General features: G+C 63.1%; 22 protein-coding genes and 1 tRNA gene. 1 reads left to right on the top strand and 22 read right to left on the bottom strand.

The features are described 5' to 3' along the window. Positions 1–192: 192 nt before the first annotated feature. The 22 genes from DWV48_RS01280 to DWV48_RS01175 all read right to left on the bottom strand — a co-directional run bounded on the left by DWV48_RS01280 (position 193) and on the right by DWV48_RS01175 (position 22,452). Positions 193–268, bottom strand: a tRNA-Thr gene (locus DWV48_RS01280). Between the two features lie 228 nt (positions 269–496). Next, complete coding sequence (locus DWV48_RS01275) at positions 497–1,306, bottom strand: purine-nucleoside phosphorylase (protein ID WP_118652625.1); 810 nt, start codon at positions 1,304–1,306, stop codon at positions 497–499. A 188-nt stretch (positions 1,307–1,494) separates the two neighbouring features. Further along, on the bottom strand, positions 1,495–2,604 hold the full coding sequence (locus tag DWV48_RS01270) for a hypothetical protein (protein ID WP_118652623.1): 1,110 nt from the start codon (positions 2,602–2,604) through the stop codon (positions 1,495–1,497). Positions 2,605–2,635: 31 nt separating this feature from the next. Further along, positions 2,636–3,721, bottom strand: coding sequence for an isocitrate/isopropylmalate dehydrogenase family protein (locus tag DWV48_RS01265; RefSeq protein WP_118652621.1), 1,086 nt, complete (start codon positions 3,719–3,721; stop codon positions 2,636–2,638). A 3-nt stretch (positions 3,722–3,724) separates the two neighbouring features. Then, a complete protein-coding gene (locus DWV48_RS01260) occupies positions 3,725–4,420 on the bottom strand; it encodes a hypothetical protein (protein ID WP_118652687.1) in 696 nt (231 codons plus the stop codon). A gap of 59 nt (positions 4,421–4,479) precedes the next feature. Next, positions 4,480–4,896, bottom strand: a complete 417-nt coding sequence (locus tag DWV48_RS01255; protein ID WP_118652685.1) for a hypothetical protein — start codon at positions 4,894–4,896, stop codon at positions 4,480–4,482. A gap of 6 nt (positions 4,897–4,902) precedes the next feature. Further along, positions 4,903–6,018 (bottom strand): NAD(P)-dependent oxidoreductase, encoded by a 1,116-nt coding sequence (locus DWV48_RS01250; protein ID WP_118652619.1) that lies wholly within the window; start codon positions 6,016–6,018, stop codon positions 4,903–4,905. Positions 6,019–6,089: 71 nt separating this feature from the next. Next, entirely contained in the window at positions 6,090–7,046 is a 957-nt protein-coding gene (locus tag DWV48_RS01245; RefSeq protein WP_118652617.1) for a DegV family protein, read from the bottom strand. 76 nt (positions 7,047–7,122) lie between these two features. Beyond that, on the bottom strand, positions 7,123–7,707 hold the full coding sequence (gene hpf / locus DWV48_RS01240) for a ribosome hibernation-promoting factor, HPF/YfiA family (protein ID WP_118652615.1): 585 nt from the start codon (positions 7,705–7,707) through the stop codon (positions 7,123–7,125). Between the two features lie 145 nt (positions 7,708–7,852). After that, positions 7,853–8,827 carry an ABC transporter substrate-binding protein gene (locus tag DWV48_RS01235; protein ID WP_118652683.1) on the bottom strand — a complete coding sequence of 325 codons (975 nt, stop codon included), beginning with the start codon at positions 8,825–8,827 and terminating at the stop codon, positions 7,853–7,855. 435 nt (positions 8,828–9,262) lie between these two features. Further along, on the bottom strand, positions 9,263–10,036 hold the full coding sequence (locus DWV48_RS01230) for a ComF family protein (RefSeq protein WP_118652613.1): 774 nt from the start codon (positions 10,034–10,036) through the stop codon (positions 9,263–9,265). A gap of 74 nt (positions 10,037–10,110) precedes the next feature. Next, positions 10,111–11,778, bottom strand: a complete 1,668-nt coding sequence (gene ricT / locus DWV48_RS01225) for a regulatory iron-sulfur-containing complex subunit RicT (RefSeq protein ID WP_118652611.1) — start codon at positions 11,776–11,778, stop codon at positions 10,111–10,113. Continuing rightward, a complete protein-coding gene (locus DWV48_RS01220; protein ID WP_118652609.1) occupies positions 11,769–12,914 on the bottom strand; it encodes an ATP-binding protein in 1,146 nt (381 codons plus the stop codon). Before DWV48_RS01220 ends, ricT begins: the two co-directional genes overlap by 10 nt. Positions 12,915–12,951: 37 nt before the next feature. Continuing rightward, positions 12,952–13,680, bottom strand: coding sequence for a dTMP kinase (tmk, locus tag DWV48_RS01215; RefSeq protein WP_118652607.1), 729 nt, complete (start codon positions 13,678–13,680; stop codon positions 12,952–12,954). 824 nt (positions 13,681–14,504) lie between these two features. Then, entirely contained in the window at positions 14,505–17,066 is a 2,562-nt protein-coding gene (locus DWV48_RS01210) for a DNA topoisomerase I (RefSeq protein ID WP_118652605.1), read from the bottom strand. A 235-nt stretch (positions 17,067–17,301) separates the two neighbouring features. Continuing rightward, positions 17,302–17,988: a hydrogenase nickel incorporation protein HypB gene (gene hypB / locus DWV48_RS01205; RefSeq protein ID WP_118652603.1), complete on the bottom strand. Its 687-nt coding sequence runs from the start codon at positions 17,986–17,988 to the stop codon at positions 17,302–17,304. Between the two features lie 65 nt (positions 17,989–18,053). Then, entirely contained in the window at positions 18,054–18,425 is a 372-nt protein-coding gene (locus DWV48_RS01200) for a hydrogenase maturation nickel metallochaperone HypA (RefSeq protein WP_118652601.1), read from the bottom strand. A gap of 20 nt (positions 18,426–18,445) precedes the next feature. Then, positions 18,446–19,240, bottom strand: a complete 795-nt coding sequence (gene tatC, locus DWV48_RS01195) for a twin-arginine translocase subunit TatC (protein WP_199588811.1) — start codon at positions 19,238–19,240, stop codon at positions 18,446–18,448. Continuing rightward, positions 19,240–19,809: a twin-arginine translocase TatA/TatE family subunit gene (locus DWV48_RS01190; RefSeq protein WP_118652599.1), complete on the bottom strand. Its 570-nt coding sequence runs from the start codon at positions 19,807–19,809 to the stop codon at positions 19,240–19,242. Before DWV48_RS01190 ends, tatC begins: the two co-directional genes overlap by 1 nt. A gap of 126 nt (positions 19,810–19,935) precedes the next feature. Next, a complete protein-coding gene (locus tag DWV48_RS01185) occupies positions 19,936–20,250 on the bottom strand; it encodes an STAS domain-containing protein (protein WP_118652597.1) in 315 nt (104 codons plus the stop codon). A 39-nt stretch (positions 20,251–20,289) separates the two neighbouring features. Further along, positions 20,290–21,165, bottom strand: coding sequence for a hypothetical protein (locus DWV48_RS01180; RefSeq protein ID WP_118652595.1), 876 nt, complete (start codon positions 21,163–21,165; stop codon positions 20,290–20,292). Continuing rightward, on the bottom strand, positions 21,166–22,452 hold the full coding sequence (locus tag DWV48_RS01175; RefSeq protein WP_118652593.1) for an aminotransferase class I/II-fold pyridoxal phosphate-dependent enzyme: 1,287 nt from the start codon (positions 22,450–22,452) through the stop codon (positions 21,166–21,168). Between the two features lie 779 nt (positions 22,453–23,231). On the opposite strand from DWV48_RS01175, the gene DWV48_RS01165 reads away from it, so the two are divergent. Continuing rightward, positions 23,232–24,155 (top strand): ROK family protein, encoded by a 924-nt coding sequence (locus DWV48_RS01165; RefSeq protein ID WP_118652589.1) that lies wholly within the window; start codon positions 23,232–23,234, stop codon positions 24,153–24,155. Positions 24,156–24,357 lie beyond the last annotated feature (202 nt).

Below are 24,357 nucleotides of genomic sequence, written 5' to 3'. Positions count from 1 at the left end.
CGGCGCAAACTACCTCTGCCCCGATCGGGTTTGCCTATGATTATCTGCCGTTTCCCACGTTCAAATGGAAGAGAATCATAGGCAATCTCGGTAGGCATGGGTTGCGTTCCGGTAGGCACAAGTTGAATCTTGGGATGCGTGGACTGAAAAAAACAGGTCAGATGCGCGAAGCATCTGACCTGCTGATTTCGATGGAGCCAGCGACCGGGCTCGAACCGGTGACCCCCGCTTTACGAGAGCGGTGCTCTGCCAACTGAGCTACGCTGGCGGTTCCATGCGCGATACGGCATGACCATACCGACGGTTGTTTATAGTACGTGGAAACCGTCGGCGGCGCAAGCCCCTAGTGCCGCTTCCTAGAAAAATCTGCCATTGCATTGCAAGCCGCGAGTACGGCGCAGGAAGTGCCGAGACCAACCGACTCGCATCAGTGGCAAGCAGGCCCAAAACCTAGGACACACACTGGAGGCAAACCGCACCGCGACCCGGGGAAACGCTACATGCGTGCGAGCACGCCGAGGGCGAGCGCTTGCATGGCATCAGAGGCGGCATCCGCCGCCTCGAGCACTTCGGCATGCCCACCACCCGGGCAACCCGCTTTATTGGTCACAAGCGTAATGCCAAGCACCTCCATGCCCAGCGCACGTGCCATAATCGTCTCGCACACGGTGGACATTCCCACGTAGTCGGCGCCGAGCGCATCGAGCATGCGAACCTCCGCAGGCGTCTCATAGTTGGGGCCCAGCAAGCCGGCATACGTACCTTCCGCGAGTTCCATTCCCAGCTCCGCCGCCGCCTCGCGCGCCAAGCCGGAGAGATACGAAGAATACGCGCCCGCCATGGAAACGAAGGGGCTATCGAGTCCGGCTGCCGCGACGCCGGCGGGCGTTGCAAGCGGATTGCGCCCCGTGAGGTTCAGCTGGTCGCTAATGATGCCGACCGTTCCCGGAGCGATGTCGCCAACCGCGCCCGAAGCACAGCTCAAGACAATGCTGCGGCATCCCAGTTTATGGGCATGACGAACCAGGGACGTCACCTGAAGGGCATCGTATCCTTGATACATATGAACACGGCCGGGGTACACGACCACTGGAACGCCATCGAGCTCACCCACGAGCACCGTGAAACGATGGCCCTCAACGGGAATCGCCTCGGGGGGAAATCCGTCGATGTCGCTGTACGGGATATGACGCACAACGCGCACCCGCTCACCCAAAGAGCCAAGGCCGCTGCCCAACACAATCGCAACGGGATGCTCCATGGTGGGCTTGCAATGTGCCGTCATCTTCTCAAACGTCTCGCTCATGAGTCGTCCTTTCTTCTTACCCGGTGAACGCGCGGGGACCATGGGTGCATGATCTGAACCGCGATCTTGCAGTCGTGCGATCACCTTGGGAACCATATGCCCAGCATAGCAAGATGCCCGGCGGCCGCCTCGGGCAAACCCGTGAGCGGCGCACCGGGCATCCGGGCGGTCATATGGAGGCTCTACATCTAAGCGAACAGACCATAGAGCGTGATATTCGCCTTGGCAAACAGGCCATTTACGTACGCGGTCCAATCCTGGTTGGCGCTAGAGGCCTCAGTCGCATAATCCTGATACGCGGCGGCGTAGGCCTTCTGCGCCTGCTCATAGGTGGCAGTCTGGCCGTCAAAGTCGTCCCCACTAAACGCCGTAGCGTACGTACCGTCGGAGTCGGCCCACGCACCAGCCTCCTCATCCCATTCATCTCCCGCGAGGTCGAGAATATAGGCGGCGTAGTCGGCGGTCGCCGTCGTGCTATCGCCGTCCGCCGGCTCCTCGGGCGCAGTTGGAGCGGCGGGAGCATTCTTCACGATGGTGCCGTAGAGCTTTTGAATGGTCGCCTGCTGACGAACGATATCCTGGGCCTGCTCCTCCGTGACCTGATACTGGCTCGCAATCGTCTCGAAATCGGAGGTGCCCAGGGACTGCTCGGCAGCCGCGGCGAGCTCGGAGTCGTCGACGGTCAGACCCTGCTTCTCAGCTGCCGCAAGGAGCACCTGGTTGCGGGCATAGGAGAGGATGACCTCGGCAGAGGGCGCAGGGTAGGTGTCGTCATCGCCCTTGACGCTATCGAGGCTGTACTGGCTCTCGATGGCCTCGCGGGCAGAGACCTTGTGGGTGCCGCCGTCGATGGTCCAGGCGGCGACGGTGGTGTCGAGCTGGTCTTCGGTGAGCGTGGCGGAACCCGTCCCCTTCTGGCCGAATCCACCCGAGCCAATCACATAGCCCACGATGGCGGCGGCGACCACGGCAATAACGGCTAGGGCGATATAGAGCTTATGACGCTTACCCGGACCGCCCGCAGATCCATTCGTTGTGGAGACGCCGTCGGAATCCGCATCGAGCTCAACGTCCGCATCCTCATCGGCGGCATCGAGCAGCTCGGGGTCGGCTTCGAGCTCGCGCTCGGCCTCCGCCGCCGCGGTCTTGCCCGAGATGTCCTCTGCAGTCGGACCGTCGTGCAGCTCCACGAACGGACCATCCGCCTCCGGCTCCGGCCCCTCGCCCTGACCAATGACCTCGATGCCGTCAATGTACTCGTTATCTTCGGAATCGTCCTTCTTCATGACCAGACCCATGCGGTCCGCTCCCTTCTATCGATGCGATGTATTACGAAATATGCGAAATGACGGCGTCGGCGTACGCCTGCGTCCCCACGGCTCCCTCGGTGCTGCCGGTGAGCGCGCACTGCACGTCACCCGTAACCTGCGTGCCCTCGGCAAGCGTGGCGCGAACGGCGGCGCGGATCTTCTCGGCGGCCTCGCCCTCTCCCAGATGATCGAGCATCATCGCGGCGGAGAGAATCTCAGCCGTGGGGTTGGCGATATCCTTGCCGGCGATATCGGGTGCGCTGCCATGCGTGGGCTCAAAGATGGCAGCCTCGGTGCCGATATTGGCACCCGGGGCCATGCCGAGGCCACCCACCAGGCCGGCGCACAGGTCGCTCACGATGTCACCGTAGAGGTTGAGGCACACGAGCACGTCGAAATCGTGCGGCTCCTGGACGAGGCCCATGCACGTCGCGTCGACGATCTTGTCGTTGAACTCGATATCGGGGTAGCGCTCGGCCACCTCGCGCGCGATGCGCAGGTACAGGCCGTCGGTCGCCTTCATGATGTTGGCCTTGTGCACGCACGTGACCTTCTTGCGGCCACAGCGACGGGCGTATTCGAAGGCGTATTCCACGATGCGCTTGCAGCGCGCGATGGAGATCGGCTTGATGGAGATGGCGGAATCGGGAGCGAACGTCTTCTGACCGGAGGCCTCTACGAGCTCGCTCAGCTTCTGCACCTCGAGAGCACCCTCGTCAAACTCGATGCCCGCATAAAGGTCCTCGGTGTTCTCACGTACGATAACAAGGTCGACGTCGCGGTAGCGCGAGCCGTCGCCGGGCTGCGACAGGCAGGGGCGCACACAAGCGTACAGGTCGAACTCCTTGCGCAGGGCGACGTTGACGCTGCGGAAACCCGTGCCCACGGGAGTGGTGATGGGCCCCTTGATGGCGACCTTGGTGGCGCGCACCGCCTCGAGGACGTGCTCGGGCAGCGGGGTGCCAAACTCATCCATCACACCGGCGCCGGCGTTCTGCACATTCCAATTGATCTGAACGCCAGTCGCCTCGACCACGCGGCGCATGGCGCTCGTGATCTCGGGGCCGATACCGTCACCGGGAATCAACACAACATCGTGGGCCATGGTCTACTCCTCGTCCTCATCGTCGGCTTCGCTCTTCTTGGCACGAACCTTTTTCTGCGGGTTGTCGAGCTTGAAGCGCTTAACCAGCGCGTCGTATATCTCGCGCGAGCGCACGCGCAGATAGCTCCCCTTGCCGTTCTCGGCATCGAACTGCAGGCGACCGGCGAGCTCGGCGGCGACGGTACCGGCGATTTGCCCGTGTGCAAAGGCGAACAACAGGGCGAGCATGTCGCGGTACTCAAGGTCACCGTGGTAGCACTGGATCGCCTCGTCAATGATGGGCCAGACCTTCTCGGAACGACGGCGCTCCGTAGCGCCCCACACCGTCAGGAAGCGGAAAGCGGACAAGCGTAGAGGAGCGGAGATCTCGTCGAACAGGGCCGACTCGGCGCCCTCGTAGGCGGCTCCGCACTCCTTTGCGTGCTCGGGGGCGAGCAGGGTCAATGCGTCGAGAATCTCCCAACGGGTCTGAGCCTCCGGGCGGTACAGCGCGTCGATGAGCTGCTCAATGCAGGGCACAAGGAGTGCGGGGTCGCGCTGGGCGAGCAGGTTGACCACACGGGCGGCAAGCTGTCGCGTACGACGGCTCGAGCTCGACAGGTCCTCAATGAGGGCGGAGAGGGCGTCGGCGCTCCCCTCGACGCTTGCAAGGCGCGCGGCCTCCTCGGGGGTCAGTTCGACGGCGGAATCTTCTGCCATGTGCATACCTCGTATCTTTCTTATCCAACTAACGCGACACTATCAAAAGCGCAGAGCGCTTATTCACGGGTGGAAGCGCCCTTCTTGTCGACCGAGATGAGGTCGGGGCCCGCCTCGCCAGTCTTACGACGGCGACGATACGCCTCGCCGTTACCCTTCTCGGCAACCTTTCGATGACGGCGGTTGACATCCATAAAGTTATCAAGCCACTTCCAGGGACCGACGGACTCACCAAAACCCATCTTGAGCCCAGCGATTGCCCCCGCGAGCACACCCATGGCGCACACCTGGATAAGCGGTACCGCAACGAGGGTCACCAAGAGCACCGCACCCACGAGCATCCCGAGATTGCAGAGCCAGTAGGCCTTGGCAGTGACGATGCGCTTGCCCCAGCCGTCTCCGAGCAAGAAGCCAATGTAGACGGCAAAGCCGAACACCAATACATTGACGATGGCGAATGCCCAATCTGCCGGCATCTTCACCTACTCCTCGTGGTGGCCGTGGCCGCACTGGCACTCGTGGCCCTCACCGTGGCCGTGACCCTCGCCGTGCCCATGGCCGCACTGGCACTCGTGGCCCTCACCGTGGCCGTGACCCTCGCCGCCGCAGCAGCACTCGTGGCCGTGCCCCTCGTGATCGTGATCGCAGCCGCAATCACAGCCCTCGTCGTGCTCGTGGGCTGCCGTGTAGAGCGACCAGTCCAGACCGGCGGCCACGGCATCCGCCTCCTCCTGGTACAGCAGGGTGATCGCCTGGGTGCCCATGCGCCCGCCACCGATCGCGTCGAGCATATCGTAGAGGGTGAAGGCGGTGTCGGCGCCGGGAAGCGCGAGTTCCTTCTCTTCGGCAACCGAGAGGGCAAGGCCCAGATCCTTGAGGAAGTGCTCCACCAGGAAACCGGGCTTGTAGTCACCATCGAGCGCCTTGGGGGCAAGAGCCATCATGGCACCGGTGCTACCGGTACCGGAGCAGATCATCTCGCGGACCTGCTCGACGTCGAGGTCGTTCTGCTGCGCGAAGGACAGCGCGTCGGCCATGCCCACCATGGAGCTGGCAAGTGCGACCTGGTTGGAGAGCTTTGCGGCCTGGCCCTTACCCGCGCCGCCAAAGCAGAAAATCTTGCTGGTGAAGGTCTCAAGCACCGCGCGAACGGGTTCGATGTCGCGCTCGGTCGCGCCCACGATGGCCGTGAGCGTACCGGCGATCGCGCCGCCCTCCCCTCCCGTCACGGGGCAGTCGAAGGCGTGCTTGCCGCAGACCTCGGCGGCCCCGGCGATATCGCGGGCGAGTTCGGGCGCGCTCGTGGTGAGGTCGATGAGGTACGCCCCATCCTTGGCGGTCGCAAGCAGGCCGTCGCCGGCGAGGTAGATCTCCTCAACATCGGTGGGGAAGCCGACCATGGTGAAGACGACATCTGCATCCTTGGCCGCCTCGGCCGGGGAATCCGCCCATGTGGCTCCCTTGGCAATGAGACCTTCTGCCTTGGTCTTGGTGCGGTTGAAAACGGTGAGCGGATAGCCGGCATCCATGATGTGGCCGGCAATGGGCGTGCCCATGATACCGGTACCAATGAACGCGACCTTGAGCTTCTTAGACATATCTCGACTCCTTCACAGGGCTGTCTTTCAACAATGTTTTTGGGTGTGCCATTTGGGAATAGTGGCGAGGGCTACTCGCCGCGAACGCGGTTGGCAATACGGTCGGTGAGCGATATCTTCTCGGCGCGGTTCTTGCCCCAAAAGACGAGTGCCACCATCCCCGGCCCAACGTGCGCACCGATGGTGGGCCCCACCGATCCGCGCAAGATCGTGAGGTCCTCACAACCGGGCTCCTTACGAACGGCGGCCTCAAGCCAGTCAGCGTCCTTCTCGGCATCGGACGATACGATCGTCAGGGGCAGCGTGGGATCGAGCTCGTAATTCTCCCTAAACGATTTGACAAGCGACTTAAGCGCCTTCTTGCGTCCGCGGTTCACGCCGATGAGCGATAGCGAGCCCGCAAGATCGAAGGATAGCTCGGGCTTGATATCCAGCTTGGACGAGAGCGATGCGGCGGCAGGAGGAATGCGACCACCGGCAGCGAGGGCATCAAGCCCGTCGAGCGTAAAGTACCCGTGGACGTATGTCTTGGCTTCGTCCGCCCAATCGGCGAGCTGGCGAGCGTTCAAGCCCGCGGCACGCTGGCGCACAGCCTCCATGGCGAGCAGCTCGCCGCACGAACACGGCAAAGCATTATCGACGACGTACAGCTCGAAATCGGGATGCTCCGCGCGCACCTGTTCGGCTGCCCGACACGCGGAGTTGTAGCTCGATGACAGGGCGCTCGTAAAGCACAGGTACACCGTGGGCGTCCCCTCCTCGGCGCACTGCGTGAAGAACTCGATGTAGCGGCCGAGTGAAACGGCGGATGTCGACGCCTTGGAACCTGCGCGGAGCTTGTCGTAGAACTCCTTGGGGGTAATCGATGTCCAGATATCATCGGTGAATTCCTCACCGTCGAGGATGTAGGGGAATCCCAAGATATCCACGTCGAGCGTCGCAGCGACCTCCGGCGAGAGGTCAGCGCACGTATCGATGACGATTCGGCACTTGCCGGGACGTTCGATCGCGACGGGAGCTTTTTCCATGTGCATGCCTTTCGCAACAAAGTGGCGGCCACCCACATGGGATGACCGCCATCCAAATCATGCAATGGATGCTATTTTACTCGCCCTCTACCTCAAGTTTGGGCTTGATAATGCCGTATCCACCATTCTTACGGTGATACACCACATTGACCAAACCCGTCGTGCTGTTCTCAAACACATAGAAATCATGGCCAAGCAGATCGGTCTGAACGAGTGCCTGTTCCTCGGTCATCGGGGTGAGCTCGATCTCCTTGACACGGACGAGTTGCTCGTCGTCATCCTCGGGAATGAGCAGGTCGGCCAGGTCGGCAACGGGTTCAACGGGCGCAACGTCAGCAGCGGACAGACCCTGCTGGCGATTATCGACCACGCGCGTCTTGAACTTGCGCAGTTGGCGAGTGACCTTGTCTGCCGCCAAATCGATGGCGGCGTACATGTCCGCACCATGCTCGGCAACGCGAATCACAGAGCCACGGGCGCGAACGGTGACCTCGACGATGGCGGGGTTGGGATTTGAAGGGTTCTTCTCGTAGCGCAAGACCACGTCGGCGGTCATGGGCTCGATGTCGAACACCTTGAGGGATTCGCCGATCTTCTCATCGACATGGGCACGCAGCGCATCGGTTACCGTCGTTTTGCGACCGGAGACCTTGATATCCATACGTGTTTCCAATCTATCCGGGGATAGGGCCATGTCCTTGTTGTACCCAAGATTGGCACTTCCACACGCGAGTCCGTCGCACTCCCGTTGACTGGAGCATGTAAACCGATTGCCGAATTGTCGCGCCGAGAGGGTCCGTTTGCGGCTAGTCGAGTGCGTTGAGGTCGCCCTCGATCACCAGCTCTCCATCCTCCCCAGAGTCGACCGCCTCGTCCTCGGAGGCACCATCAGTGGAAGCCGAGAGTCCGGCGAGTTGCTCGTTTGAAAGACCAAAAGGCAGAGACCCGTACCAGGAACGATATATGGCATCGAGCGTGCCATCGCTCTCGATGGCGGCGAGTGCGTCCTCAACGGCGCTGGCGAGGTTGCCCCCGTCTGCCGGCAGGATGAGCCCGTACGAAGTGAGCGAGCCCAGCGTCGCCACAAAGACGGTTCCCGGATAGGCGCGGGCGAGATATGCGCCGGCAGTCGCATCGCAGGCGACGTATTCTACTTCACCGGAACCGAGGGCTTCAAAGCACTCGTTCACATTTGAGCAGGTCTTGAACGTCGCGGTTACGCCGCCGCGCACCAGCGCGTCCTGTGAGGCGGAATCCCCCTGGACGGCGATCACCGCGCCGGAAAGGGAGTCTGCGTCGAGCGCGGGTGACTCAAGGGAGCCGTCCTCATTGCGCACGAACAGGGACGAGCCATCCTCGAGCAGATTCCCGGCAATGACGATCTCCTCGTCATCGTCGGTCGACTTGCCGCCGAGAAAGATATCGGCCTCGCCATCGGAAAGGGTTCCCGGGGCATCGGCGGAGGAAACGACTTTGAGGTCGAGGCCCAGGCGCTCGGCGAGCGCACGAGCGACGTCGGCGTAATAGCCCGACGGCGTTCCATCCGTCTCGATCATCGCCTGGGGAGCCTCGGTGGTATCCATGGCAACGGTCAGATACCCCTCGTTCACTAAGTCGCTCGAGGTAAGTGAGGACTCGACACGATCTCGCTTCACCTCGGCGCGCGGCGGCGTGGTGAACACACAGCCGCTCAGGCCGAGGGTCAGCGCACACGCGCATGCTCCCGCCGCGAGCAACACGCTCCACGACCTGCCGCCCTTTGCCCAGTTCCGCCGCACCATGCTGCGCACCATCTTCGCCCCCGACTCAACCCAACATCCCTGCCTCGCCTGCGAGCGCACGTTGACGCATCCGCGCGCAGGCGTTTTCCATCGATGTTCCCCCAGCTGACCTGGTTTTTGACCCCACACCTGCGCACTGGGACGTTTGCTCAACCGCCGCGGCGGCATCACGACTAGCCCGCTCGCCCGCGAGGCACTATTGCCTCAAAAACAAGTAGGACGGACGGTGCGACTGACCTCTAGGACGCGCCATGATCGCCTCCGCGCGCACGCTTCGGCTTACGTGGATCCCTTTGACCGCGTCTGTCTTGGACTAGGGAGCGCACGGCGTTTTTCGCTCGCGCGCTCCCGCAACCACAGCCTGGAAGGAACTTCGCGGCATTATACCGCAGGTTGCAAGGGGTGTGTAAAAGGGGACAGGTGCATTTTTACACATCACCACACGCGGGCGAATGCAAGGCAGTCTACACGCGCGGCTCCGGCGCATTTGAGCGCGTGGGCGGCGGCGTTCATGGTGGCGCCCGTGGTAATGACGTCGTCCAGCAGCAGGACCCGCATACCACCAACCGGAGCGACCACCTCGTATTGCCCTCGTGAGCGAGCAAGTCTTTCTTCGCGCGCCAATTCTCGCTGGTCGAGTGAGCCGTGTTTCACCAGGGCATCGATGAGCGGCAGGCAACTCGCATCCGCAAAATCGCAGGCGATAGCCTCCATGTGGTCGAATCCGCGGCGTCGGTATGCCGATGAGGTCACGGGGACGAACGTCACCGCGTCCACCCGCGAAAGAAGCCCTCCGTACCGTGCGGGCACCGTGAGCTCGGCCTCGCGCGCGGCACGGTGCATGATGCACGCGATTTCGGTGGATAGCCGCCGTTCTCCCCCGTCCTTGTACGCACGGACGATACGTGCGGGAGGCCCATCGAACACCACGGCGGCAAGACACCGGTCGAGCTCGACCTCGTCCCCTTGGCATTCCGTACAAAGCAGGCTCCCATACGGAGCTCCGCATCGCGTGCAGGCGTGCGCCGGATTGATGCGCACCATATCCCGCAGGCAGGCATCGCACACCAGGGCACCGGGCGCCTCGCAACTCGCGCAGCGCGTGGGCGAGAGCAGCTCCAACGTTTGCTCGGCAAGCTCCCGCAAGAGCCCTGTCACGCGCCCACCCACACGCTCGCCCCCACCTTGCACAATCCCGACACGACGCATCAAAAAGCCCTCCCCCGTGCTGACGAGGGAGGGCGTGCCGTTCCATCGTGCGCGCCTGTTGAGCAGGCACCCACCTATTCGGTCCGCGGTGCCGCAGAATCGGAGCCGTCCGCCCCATCCTGCTTGGGCTTACGACGCGAGCGACGGCGGCGCTTCTTGGGCGCATCCTCAGCGTTGCCAGAAGAGCCGGCGGAACGGTTTTGCGCCTCTGTACCTCCCCCATCACCCGGACGACGGCGCTGAACCTTGACGTTGCCCTCGGCAAGCTGATCGGCAACAGAGGGGGTCTCGGGCTTGCGGGAGCGCTTGCGACGCTGCCCGCCCGAACCGGCCTCGTTTGCAGATTCGCTTCGCTGAGGTGCAGCCTCGTTTGAGGAAACGTGCTTGCGACGGCGACTGCGACCAGGCGCTACGTCCGCAGCTGCCTCTCCCACCGCCGAAGTGGAACGAGCGTCTCCTGCACGCGACGTGGCACCTACTTCATCGCTGGCGCGATGCCTGCGGCGCCGACCGCCCGCAGAGCCCTCGGCAGACACGGAGGCGTCCACGGCGGGAGCGGCCTGAACGCTCTCCTCGCCTGCGGACGAGCGACGACGGCGACGGCGCGGCGGGACCTCATCGGCGGAAGCAGGGCGATCCTGGCCCTTGCCCTTGGCGGGCGCAGCGCTGGAAGCACCCTTGCGGCCTCGACCAGACTTGCCGGAGCTCGCACTCTCAAATTTTGCCGCCTCCTCCTCACGCATGCGCTTGCGGCGCGGAGTCGGACCGGAAGCGACGATGCGGTCGGCGCGGTCGAGGCCATCGCCGACATCGATGCCATTTTGGCGATCGAGCTCCATGAGGGCGAGGGCGAGCTCAGGCGACTCAAGACGCTCGAGGACGTCACGCGTTACGCAGTCGGGGCGGCACGCGCAGCCCTGGCTCTCGCAGCGCTCCTTGTTCTCGTCGGTACAGGACATGTCGGCGAGGTCGACACGGAAGACCTTGCCGTTCTCGAGCCTCAGCACCAGCTGCTCGCGCGGGGTGTTGTACTCCATGATGCGCGCCTTGCCCAGCGGGGTGTCGATAAGCGTCTTCTTCTTAGGGGCGCGGCTCTTGAAGTCCTTGTAGGCCTCGAACTCATAACGCAGGCAGCACATAAGGCGGCCGCACACGCCCGAGATCTTGGCGGAATTGAGCGGCAGGTCCTGCTCCTTGGCCATGCGGATGGAAACCGGCTCAAACTGACCGCCAAAGCGGGTGCAGCACAGCTCCTGACCGCATGTCGCATACCCGCCCTGCAGGCGGGTCTCATCACGCACGCCGATCTGGCGCATGTCCACGCGCACGTGGAAATGGGCGGAGAGGTCCTTGACCAACTGGCGGAAATCCACGCGGTCCTCGGCAGCGAAGTAGAAGACGGCTTTCTCCCCGCCGAACAGGTACTCGACGCCCACAGGCTTCATGTCGAGACCGTTTTTCTCCACCAGGCGACGGAAGTCGAACATGGCGTCCTCGCCGGCGTCGGCAAGGTCGTCGGCGCGGTCGAGGTCGGCATCGGTGGCGATACGAACCACGGGCTTGAGCGGTGCGGCGAGCTCCTCCGGCTCGACCTCAAAGGGGTCGGCCGTGACAAGGCCGATCTCTGTACCGCGCTCGGTGGTGCAGATGGCGTGATCGCCCTCGAGGATGTCGAGGCCACGGGGATCGAACCACAACTCGCGCGCGGCGAACGCGAATTTGACGGGAACAACTACGGGCATTTGAGCGCCTTCCTGATATCGAAGAGCATGACCTCGATGGCCAGCTGGGGAGTTACGTTGCGGGCAATGCGCGTCTCCGCCAACGAAACCGCGTCGAGGGCGAGGGTCACCCCGGTCGTCGTCGTGTCCGAGGCAATGCGCTCGACCACATCGCGAACGTCGTCGTTGACGGGAGCGTCCTGCGCGTCTTCGAGCCGTATAAGCACGTCACGGAGCAGCGAGCGCACGCTTGCCAGCGCTTCCATGATACCCGAACGCTCCCGGGCGTTCAGTTCGCGCTTGTTGCGGTCTTCCAGCTGCTTTAAAGCACCACGGGAAAGGTAATCCTGGTTTTGCTCGAGCACGGCCTGCTGGGTTGATTTGACCTCCGCGAGAGGCGCGTGAATGGCCCCCATGAGCTCCTTTGCCGAGGCGAGGATGTCTGCCTCGTCCGCGTGGGCAAGCGCATCGACCGCGCGGACCATGGCACGACGGGCCGCTTGGCGATCGGCGGACTTGAGGAACTCCACCGCACGGGCAGGGCTGCCGGCAACCGCCACTGCCATGCGGCAGCGCGCAGGCGGCAGGCCCGTGGCGCGCGCAACTGCGGTCGTGGACTCGTCGGTGGACAGCGGGCGGAACGGCACGCACTGGCAACGCGAGACGATGGTGGGCAGCATGACGTCCGAGCTGGTGCCCAACAGGATGAACGTTACGCTCTCCGGCGGTTCCTCGAGCGTTTTGAGCAGGGCGTTCGCGGTGTTCGCGCGAAGCTGCTCGGCACGATCGATGATGTAGACCTTACGCTTGGCGCGGATGGGCGAAAGCGCGACGTCTTCGAGCAAGTCGCGCGTCTGGGCGATGAGGTAGCCCGTCGCGGACTCGGGCGCGTAGTAGTGCACGTCCGGGTGGGTGCGGCGCGCAACGCGGACGCAGTCGTCGCAAGCCGCGCAAGCACCTGGAATGGCCTCCTCAGCGCACAGGAGCGCCTGAGCCAACGCCCAGGCGGCGTCGAGCTTGCCCGAACCGGGCGAGCCCAGGAACAGATAGGCGTGGCTCGCGCGACCACTGGCCACGGCGCGCGCGAGGAAGTCGCGCACGCGCGGCTGCGTATCGAGCTTGGCGAGGAGGCTGTTGGGAGCGAGGTGATCCGACATGGCTAGCGGACCTCCCCGGTAGATACAGGCTGTTTGATCATTGCCAGCAAACCTCCCCAGTAGACGTGGAAGGCAACAGGGTGCTCTCGTTCGCTCCATCCATCTCGGCTAGCGCCGCGGCGAAGTGTTCGTCAGAAACGTCAAGGCCCGCTGCGCGCAGCTCGCGCACAACGTTCTCGAACACCCCCGCAACGGAATGAGTGGCATCGACGAGCTTCACGCGGCGGGGCTCCTCCTCGGCGAGGGCACGAAACCCCTCGGCAACGCGACGCTGGAACTCAAGGCCCTTGAGCTCGAGACGGTCCTCTGCCCCATCTCGCCCCGAGCGACGACGCAGAGCCTCCTCAACCGGAAGGTCGAACACGAGCGTGAGATCCGGATGACAGCCATCGACCGCCAGCTCGTTTGCCTGAGCAACCATCGCGCGCTCGAGCCCATCAGCAAAGGCCTGATAGGCTGTGGTGGAGTCGTAGAAACGGTCACACACCACGACACGACCGGCGGCGAGCGCAGGGCAGATCACCTGATGCACGAGCTGCGCGCGTGCGGCCTCGTAGAGCAGGAGCTCGCAAACGTCGCCCATCTCGGCATTGGCTGGATCAAGCAGAATCGCGCGAATCTTTTCGGAGATAGCCACGCCACCGGGTTCACGCAGACGCAACACATCGCGCCCCGTGAGCTCAAGCGCACGCGCTAACAGGCCGGCTTGCGTGGACTTACCGCAGCCGTCAATGCCCTCAACAGATATGAACAGGCCTGGTGTCATAGATAACGCCCCTCGTGTGAACCAAACGAGCATCCATCATACCGCGCCCGGTGTTTCTCAGATAAACATCGATACAGGTCGATATCCATTCTCTCGCGTGGAATCTGCCTTGAATGCGCATCGACGGGAGTCCTGTCGCTTACCGCACTGCCATGCCACTAGTTACCTTGCAAAGGCAGCAGTAGAACCGTACATGTCAGCAATAGTCGCAACAGTAATCTGAGTATAGGGCACGCATCGGCGTTCGGAGACGAACCGGCGGAAAACGGCGGCGGATTGCACCCGCGGGCTGGCTCGCAAAGAGCGAACGGGCGCACTCGAGTGCAAAAGCCAGCAAACTGGCTAAAAATTACCGTTTTGTATCGACTTGCTTCGGAGTCTGCCCGAGCGTGGGAATCCCAGGGAAACAAAAGCGCAGCTCAGGTGAGCGAGGGAGACCCGCGCGCCGCTCACGCGGCGCGACGCGCCCCGTAACAGGGCGCATTTGGGCCGAAATGAGCGCCGCCAACTGCCCCTGCGATACAAAACGGTATTATTTAGCCATTTTATCGGTGCGGGCGCTTCGAGCGGGTACCTGCACCTCGATGAGGTTGCGCCGAAACTCATCGTCCACGAGATGCGCTGATAGCGCGCCACCGTCTCGGACGAGAATTGCGTCGCGGTGGGAACGGGCCTGTACACGGCGAGGTGGAGTCCACCGTCGCATATGAACCGCTTTATGAGCACCATGAGCATGGCGATTAGGGTGACCCGGGACAAAAGTCCCGGGCGGCTTATGCCGCCCGGGATGGAGAGCGATTTGAGGTTTTGAGGCGTTCTGAAGGTTACGCCTTCTTCGTTGTCTTCTTCGAGACGGGTTTCTTGACAGCAGCTCCCTTTTTCGCGGCGGGCTTCTTGGTGCCTGGTTTCGCCGCCGGCTTCTTCGCCCCCGCCTTACCGCGGGCGGGCTTCTTCTCCTTGCCGGGGCAGTCCATGTTCACGCAGATGCGCCACGGGCCGCGCGCGGTCTCGACCACCACCACGGGGGCGCCGCAGTGCTCGCAGACCTCGCCGGTGGCAGAGAGCTTGCCGCGTGCTGGCAGCGGGTAGCTCACGCCGCACTCCTCATAGTTTGCGCAGCGGATGAAGCGCTTGCCGCTCTTCTCGCTCTTGTGGGCGATCAGGTCGCCGTGACGGCCGGCCTCGGCGCACACGGAGCACTCCCCCACCTTGAGGTCGGGCTCGAAGTTGGTGGGGCACTTGGGGTTCACGCACTGCTCGTACGCCTTCTGTCGGAACGGCTGGCACTTGATGCGCGGGGCACCGCACTCGGGGCACACGGCGGCCTCGCCCTCGAGCGGGCTCACCTTCACACCGGAGGGCACCGGGTAGGTCACGTCGCAGTCGGGCCAGCCCATGCAGCCGATGAAGCTGCCGCGCGTCTTGGCGCTCGTCTTCATGACGAGGTCCTTGCCGCACTTGGGGCAGGCGCCCACACGGGCATCGGCGGTGACAGCGTCGGAGATCGCTTCGCCCAGATCGTCCTTGTGCTCAATGAGCGCATCCAGCATGCCGGCGAGCAGGGCGCGGGAGTGGTCCACCACGTGGTCCTGCGTGTCCTTACCCTCGGCGACCTTGGTCATGTCGGCGTCGAGCTCCGCGGTCATATCGGGCGTGGTCACGCGCGGGGCGAACTCAGAGAGCGCGTCGATGATGGCGATGCCGAGCTGGCTGGGCTCGATGGGGTCGTTCTTGAGATAGCGCACGGTATACAGGCGCTCGATGATGCTCGCGCGCGTGGACTTGGTACCGAGTCCGCGCTTCTCCATCTCCTGGACGAGCTTGCCTTGGCTGTAGCGCGCAGGCGGCTCGGTCTGCTTGGCCTCGAGCTTGATGTCGCGCACGTCGATGACGTCGCCCTCGGCTAGCACGGGGAGCTGCTCGTCGCGCTTGAGTCCGTAGGGGTAGGCCTCGCGGAAGCCCGCCTTGACGAGCACGTCACCGCTCGCGGCGAAGGGCTCGCCTGCGACATCGATGGACAGCTTGGTGTTCTCGATGGTCGCAGGGCCCATGAGGGTCGCCAGGAAGCGCCGGGCGATGAGGTTGTAGAGCTTGAGCTGACCGCCGTCGAGCGTGGTGGGATCGCCCTGGCCCGTGGGGTGGATCGGCGGGTGGTCGGTAGTCTCGACTTTGCCGCGCGTAGGCGTGAGAGGCCCGGCGAGAACCTTCTTGCACACGGGCGCAAGCGCCGGCGTGCCGGACGCGAGACCCTTCACGATCCCCTCGATGTCGAGCGTCTTGGGATACACCGTGTTGTCCACGCGGGGGTAGGAGATGAAGCCACTCATGTAGAGGGACTCGGCGATGCGCATGGTACGGGCGGGGCTGATGCCCTCCGCCGCTGCCGCGGCCTGCAACGCCGTGGTGTTGAACGGCACCGGAGGCTGCTGCTTGCGGCTGCGCTTGGCCACGGCGACGACAGTACCCGTCGTAGCGCCGTCGACGTGCGCGAACGCAGCCTCCGCCGCCGCTTTGTCCGTAAAGCGTGCCGTGGTGTGGGCGATCTTGAACTCTTGCCCGTGGGCCTCTGCCGCACCGCGAATCTGCCAATAGTCCTCGGGCACGAACGCCATACGCTCGCGCTCGCGCTCGACTACCAGGGCAAGCGTGGGAGTTTGCACACGACCGGCGGAGCGCACGTTGCCAAAGCCGCCGAACTTGGCGAGCGTGAGGTAACGGGTGAGAACCGCGCCCCAGATGAGATCGATGTACTGGCGGGACTCACCGGCGTCGGCCAGATCCTGGTCGAGCTCGACGAGGTTCGCGAAGGCCTCGGTCACCTCGCCCTTGATGAGCGCCGAATAGCGCGCGCGGCGGGCGGGCAGCTCGGGTGCGACCTCGCGCACCATGTTGAGGGCGTCGGAGCCGATGAGCTCTCCCTCGCGGTCGAAGTCCGTGGCGATGATGACCTCGTCGGCCTTCTTGGCGAGATTTTTGAGAACGCGGATGATCTCCTTCTCCGCGGGAAGCTTCACAATGGGCGCCCACGTGAGGTACGGAAGGCTCTCGACCTTCCAGCCCTTGATGGAGATGCCGTTGGGTAGGAAAGGCTTGCGCTTGGTATCGTAGGGCGGGCGGGCCAGGCCGTCGGGCACCTCCGCCGGCAGGACCTCGCCATCGGGCGAGACGCCGTACCAGCCCATCTGTTTGTCGAAGAGGATCTCCTCGGGGAAATCGGGCGCCAAGATATGTCCCGCCAGACCCATCGAAACCCAGTCCTCACCCGCGACCTTGAAGCGGTAGACCTGCGTGTTGTAGACCTTATCGGCCTTGGGCGCGCCGGCATCGGACAGCAGCTGCGCGATCTTTTGCGCGGCGATGTTCTTCTCTGCAACGACGAGTTTCACGTCGGGCTCCTTTTTGGTGTGCGCGAACCGGCATGCCCAAAGGGCGTCCGGAAGTATCTATATATGGTGTGGGGTCAGTGTACACGAGTTCTGACCGCAGCGCGAAAAGCTCACGTTGAAGGCTCTTCAGCGCGGGCAGCTGCGGGCGGGCGCGCAGAAGAACGCAGGCCGGTAAGGACAAGCGAGGTTGGATATGGACGGGCACGGGTGATTCCGAGAGTCCTATCTGGTGCTTTTAAGCGCGCGACGCTTTGTTCGCGATTTGAGCCAGCAGCCAGTCACACCAGGCGTCCATGCCCTGTCCATGTCGAGCGCTCACCTCAAAACGGGGGGCGGTGGGGTTCAAATCATCGAGAACGTGATTGTATTCGGCAAGATCGAAGTCGAAGGCAGCTGCCACATCGACCTTGTTGAGCAGCAGGGCTCCAGCATGCTGGAAAATGCCCGGGTACTTGAGCGGCTTATCATCGCCTTCGGGAACCGAGAGGATCATAACCGACAGGTTTTCACCTAGGTCAAAGTCGACGGGACATACCAGATTGCCCACGTTCTCGATAAAGATCACGTCGATATCCTGCAGGCCCACGCTTGTATCGAACGCGTCGACCGCCTGCTCGATCATGTTGCCCTCAAGGTGGCAAAGACCGCCGGTGTTGATCTGGATGGCCGGCATGCCTGCATCTTTGCACGCTAAGGCATCTACGTCGGACGCAATGTCACCCTCGATAACGGCACAGGTAAGACCCGCAGCGCGCAGTCGCTCATTGGAGGCCAAGATGGTCGTGGTCTTGCCAGATCCGGGGCTCGAAAGGACGTTCACCACAAACACCCCCGACTCCGAGAAACGCGTTCTCAAGCGATCAGCGATGCGCTCGTTGCGCGAAAGCACCGGCTGTGCGATATCGATCGTTTTCTCCGCCATGAAGTCCCCTTCCCTGTTTTCGCTCCAACTCTATCCCCGTTTTTCCCAAACGATTTCCAAAACGACTACGTCCCCAATTGGAAATCGTCGTCGGTTTCGACTTCCATTGACACGATGTCGAGCTCCCGTCCCTGCAACAGGCGCGTCTGCGGGCTCCCACATGCAGGGCAGCGCAGGTGGAACCGGTCGTGGTCAAACTCATCACCGCACGCGAGGCAACGGCTGCGGGGATGGACATCCTCCACCTCGAGCTCAGATTCACCTGTGAGCGGGTCATCCTCCCGAAAGACCTCCCAGGCAAAATCGAGCGACTCGGGAACGACCTCGCACATGTCACCGATGCGCAGTTTAACGGAAACGACGCGCGAAGCACCTGCCTCGCGCGCCGTGTCGATCACTGTCTTGAGTATGCCATTGACGATGCCGATCTCATGCATGTTCCATGGGCGCGCGTGCGCTACTCCTCGTCGTCCTCATCGTCGCCAAACAGGCCCAGGCGGCTCTCGGTAAGGCCTGCCTTGCCATCGCGCGCGACCACGACAAAACGGGTCACGAGCAGCGCGATCTCGTAGAGCGACAGCATGACCGCGTACATGAAGATGAGCGTCACAGGCGATGCGTCGGGCGTGATGGACGCCGAGACCACGAGCATGATCACATAGACATAGCGCCAGGCCCCACGGAAGCTGGCGTACGGCACGATATGGAATACCGCGAGGTAGAACACAATGAGCGGAAGCTCGAACGATACGCCGAAGCCGATCATGAGCAGCAGCTCGGTGTTGATGAAATCCTCAAGCTGCGGCATGGCGGCGCCGATCGAGCGCGTCTCCTGGAGCAGCCATTCAAAGGCAGCCGGGGCGATGAAGAGGTAGCAAAACACCACGCCGGCAAAGAACAGGGCCGTTGCCACGAGCACGGTAGGCACGACCCACTTGCGCTCGTTGGGACGCAGGGCTGGAAGGAAGAACGCAAGGATCTGCCAGACGATCATGGGCGTGCACATGGCGAGCGCGACCTTGACGGCAATGTTGAACTTGATGGAGAAGCCACCGAGCGACGTCATGACGGAGAGCTGCTCGCCGGGCTGTAGGGACCCGTTGATGGGATCCTTGAGGATATCCACGAGCGTGGGTGCGGCGAAGTACATAAATACCGTGGCGGCGACAACCGACGCCACAACGATGGTGAGACGACGGCGAAGCTCACCAAGATGATCCATGAGCGGCATGCGCGCGGGTCCGATGGGCATTACTGCTCACCTCCCTTCGAAGCGTCGGCGGATGTGGCGGAATCGTCCGCCGCCTCAGTCGCCTCGGCAGCCTTGCGCTTGCGGGGACGGCGGGCGTAGAGGTCCTCGGTAGTCAACGGCGCGGACTCCTCGACCGTCTCCTCCTTGGTCTCGGCCTGGGGCTCCTCGACGGAGGCAGAGGCAGAAGTGGTATCGTCAGAAGTTGCGTCGGCATTCTCTTCGGCTGCCGCTTTGGCAGCCTCCTGCTCCGCGCGCTCCGCAGCCAAACGAGCGCGACGCTCGGCGAAAGTCTCCTTGCGTGCGGGCTCGGTGGCGGAGGCGGGCGCATCGGCGTCTTCGTCGTCATGCGAGGAGGCTGCGGCATCGGACGTCATCGGCTTTTTAGCCGCGGCAGCCATGGGGTCGACCACCTCGGTCTGCACGACGGCGGTCAGCTTCTCCTGCGTTTCGCGGAACTGACGCAGCGCACGGCCGATGGTGTGACCCATCTGCGGCAATTTATCGGGTCCAAACAGCAAAAAGCCGAAGACCAGAATGATCACGAACTCGGTTGAGCCGATTCCTAACACGGGATACCTCCCAGGGCAGTCGAATGGCCGACGCGCCAAACCGCGCGCCGGCGAGTGTCGGCAATTTTTTAAGTATACCCCCGCACGATGAACGGACCTTGCAGAACGCAAGGTCCGTTCAATCGCTTACACAGCGCTGATGTCGATGTCCTTGTCTACGCCGAGCAACTGCACAACGCGCACGACATTGGGCTGGGCTCCCGTGATGGCAAAGGCGCGACCACGCTCGGACGCATGGTGGGCAGCACCCACCAGCACGCCGATGCCGGTCGAATCAATGTACGCGACCTGGGAGAAATCGAGCTCGACGCGATCGGTAGGCTGCTCCAGAGCCAGGTCGATGGCATTGCGGAGCTTGTCGGCATTCGAAATGTCTATCTCGCCTGCCACGGAGACCACGTAGCGCTCAGGGCTCGGGTTGGTGGTAATCATGAGTTCCATATATCACCTTTCATCGCGCGCGGCACCAGGGCACCGCCGCTATTCGTTCAACGCGTCGAGACGCTGCTGGGCATAATCCTTGACGCCATACGTATCATCCTGCTCCGCAGCGTCGATTGCGGCACGATACGCTTTCTTGGCCTTGGCGGTATCCCCGTGCGATTCGTAGAACATGCCGAGGTTCGCCCATGCCGGAGCGAAGGAGTCGTCACGCTCCACCAGGTCTTCCAAATCCGCGATGGCGGCATCGTGGTCGCCCGTGTAGAACACGCAAATCGCGCGATCGACCTCGGCGGACGGAGAGTCAGTCGTCTCGAGGTACTCATCGTAGAGCTCAACTGCCTGGGCAAACAGATCCGCCGCCTGCTGCTGCGCAGATTCGTCCTGGGCATCTTCCATAGCGGCCATGCCCATGTCGAAGTACGTGTTGGCGCGAGAGAGGGTGTCCGTCTCACCTGTCGCGCTCGAACCGTCGACAACCGTGGCGTTACCCTCCTCGTCGACGTCGACCTCGGGATGCCCCTCGGGCATCGACAGCGACGCCTCATCGCTCGCGTCATCGGAAGCACTCACGGACTGCCCGGCATTCGCGCTCAGCTCCGCTATGGTCGCCGAGGTGCCGATCAGATAGCCGATCACCACGCCCAAGACAAGCGAGATGCCCGCAATGGCCAAGACCATCCAAAACGGAGGAGCCTGTCGGGTGGGGACAGCAGATGCCGAAGCGGCCTTGCGATTGGAGCCGGCTTCCGTTCTCGGCTCATGCTCGGGCTCGGAGGCCTGCTCGGATCCGCCGTCCCAGCCAGACTCTTCAGCAGGCTCTCCGGCAGATGCAGCGTTCGCGCCCTCGAGCGTCTCCCCTGCATCCATCAGCTCCTGCTCGTCATCGAAAAACTCGTCAAAGGACTCGCTCATCTAGGCGCGCTCCTCGCTCGCCAACTCGGCACTCACCAGCTTGACCGCAAGTACCAACACGTCAAGCGCGGCGGAGAGCTCATCGACACTCGGATAGCTCGGCGCAATGCGGATGTTCGTGTCGAGCGGATCCTTGCCATAGGGCCAGGTGGCGCCCGCCGGCGTCATGGTGACGCCCAGCTCCTTGCAAAGGGCACCCACGCGCTTGGCGGAGCCCTCGGGGCCGTCGAAGCTCACGAAGTACCCGCCGTTGGGGTGAGTCCACGTGGCGCAACCAGTACCCGCTAGCCCCTCCTCGAGCTTGCGCTCAACGCACTCAAAGCGCGGACGCAGGAACTCCGCGTGCTTGGCCATGTGCTCGCGCACGGCGTCGAGCGTGGGCAAAAAGCGCACGTGCATGAGCTGGTTGAGCTTGTTGGCGGAGATCAGGCCGACCTTGAGGGTGCTGGCGACCTCCGCGACGTTCGAGGGCGAGGAGCCGAAGAACGCGATGCCCGCGCCGGGGAACGTGATCTTGGACGTGGATGCGACGGCGAGAATGCGATCCTCGTTGCCCGCCTCGCGCGCGAAGTCGAAGATGTTCGCGAGCTTCTCGGGCTCCTCGGCAAAATCATGCACGGCGTAGGCGTCGTCCCACACGATGCGGAAGTCGGGGGCGGCACACTCCATGGTGGCGAGACGGCGGACCGTCTCATCGGAGTAGGTCACACCTGTGGGGTTGGAATACTTGGGGACGCAGAACATGCCCTTGATGGAGGGATCCGAAGCGACGAGGCGCTCGACCTCGTCCATGTCGGGGCCGGTCTCGGTCATGCGGACCGGGATGTTCTCGATGCCGAGGTCCTCGGTGAGGCCGAAGTGACGGTCGTAACCGGGCGCGGGGCACAGCCACTTCACGCCCTCGAGCTTGTGCCACGGGGTGTGACCGGGCACGCCCTTCTCCCAATAATGGACGATGACGTCCTGCATGATGTTGAGGCTGGAGGAGCCGAGGACGATGGTCTGCTCGGCGGGAACGCCCAAAAACTCGCCGGCGAGCTTGCGCGCAGACGGGATGCCCTCGAAACAGCCGTAATTGGAGCAGTCGACGCCCTCGTCGGTGAGATCGGCAGAGGAGCTCAAAAGGTCGAGCATGGGACGGGAGATGTCCACCTGCGCGGGCGACGGTTTGCCGCGCGCCATGTCGAGCTTAAGCCCGCGTGCCTTGACCTCGGCGACCTGGGCCTTGAGATCCACAAGGGCATCGGCCAGTTCGGCATCGCTCATCTTTTGGTACATCGTCTGCATGTCGGCCCCTTTCTTGGAGGCGTAAGGGTGCGGGAGCCGCAGGAATCGTCCTGCGCTGCGGCCATGTGCAATCACGCCGCTTTGCTTCGAAACAGTATACGTGGTTTGCCAGCCGTATGGCGCACTCCACACGATGCTTAAAATGAAGTCGACCCCCTTTGCGAGCATGACTCTGCCCGCGGAGATGTATCGACAAACGCCCCTTCACACTTCCCCAACAGACCCGCCACAGAAGCGCCATGGCGAACGGTCGATTTCTTAAGGCGTGCGTAAGGTTGGCCAGTCGCCATGCAACGCGTTATATTTCATTTTTCACTTCTGAACTGGCCATTCATCAATCTGGCAAAGACTCGTAAGTCTTTCTTATGGCAACAAGGAGAAGCTTGCTGGCAATAATGAGGACAGCACCCGGGGCGATGCAGCGATGCCCCGCGTGCTGTATTTGGTGGATGACGAGGAGGTCCGAGCATGCATTCTTCCAACGATGTCAAGCTGGCCCGGACGCACCGGTCGCAGCACACATGTGCAAGTCTTTTCTCCTTCCCCCCGACACAGAGAAAGGGCCTCCTCGGTCCCACCGCCCTCAAGCGCTCGAGCGACCAGACCGCGAATCTCGAACAGTCGTTTCGCAACTTGCTCCTTGCGCTCAACATGGCACCCATGCAGCAGTACACAGCCTAAGAACACCACCAATACAGCGACTCGCCAAAAGGGCCTCGGTTATCGAGGCTCTTTTGGTGTACATTTCGGATATCGTCATATCTGAAGGGGGTACGGCAATGGGTGCATATCTTGGCGTGGACATCGGTGGGACCAGCGTGAAATGGGCACTCGTCGACGATGACTTCAACATGATCGACCGGGGAGACACGCCGACCGCGTTTTCCTCAAGCGAGGAGGTCGTCCGGGCAATCTGCGACATCGCGCAGACGCATGCCGGAGCATTCGCGGCAGTAGGCGTGAGCGCTCCGGGCCTCATCTTCGAGGACGACCCCGACGGCACCATCTACCACGGCGGAGCGCTCACCTATATGCACGAATGCCCCATCGGCCGCATCCTGCGTGAGGAGCTCGGCGTCCCCGTCGCGGTGCGTAACGACGGCAAGGCCTGCGCGATGGGCGAATACGCGGTGGGCGCACTCAAGGGCACGCGCGTGGGCGTGGTTCTCGCCATCGGCACGGGGATCGGCGGCGGCGTCGTCATTAACGGCTCCGTCCTCCACGGCACCCATTGCTTTGCCGGGGAATTCAGCATGATGCGCAACGACATCGCCGAGCCACTCACCATGGCAAACACGTTCTCCGACCTCTGCGGCTGGATGGGCCTGCGCCGCTTCGTCCTCGAGGCGAAGGGCCTGGCCGACGACCCCGCCTACACAAAGGTCGACGGTCGCACGATCTTCGAGTGGATCGACTCCGGAGACGCGGACGCCCGCCGCGGGCTCGATGCCTATGCCGCGGCCTTCGCGGGGCGCCTGTTCAACATGCAATGCGTCCTCGACCCCGATGTGTTCGCCATCGCCGGCGGCATCAGCTGCCACGACGCTCTCATCGAGGCGATCGAGGAGGCACTCGCCGAGCAGCGCAGGGCGTACACGGGCCCGCTCGACGCCATGCCCCTCCCCCGCGTCACCCGCGCGACGCTCGGAAACGACGCCAACCTCTACGGCGCCGTGCAGGAGGCCCGCAAGCTGCTGGGATAAATGGCACGCGCGTGGCGATCGACGTGTGGCGAACGGAGTGCGGCGGCGATTCGCGCGGAGCGCACGACGCCAGGCTGCGCGGCTCGACCCCGAGCTGCGCGGAATGTACGCGTCACGAACGGCTGCGAGTAAACCTGCCGCCGTGTCCTTCGGATAATAAGCGGCACGCGGACAGACGAGCCACAAATCGGGCGATTTTGTA

Source organism: Collinsella sp. AF08-23 (assembly GCF_003479805.1).
Classification (GTDB): domain Bacteria; phylum Actinomycetota; class Coriobacteriia; order Coriobacteriales; family Coriobacteriaceae; genus Collinsella.
Note: the sequence above shows the minus strand (reverse complement) of the source record. Positions and strands in the feature narration are given on the sequence as shown.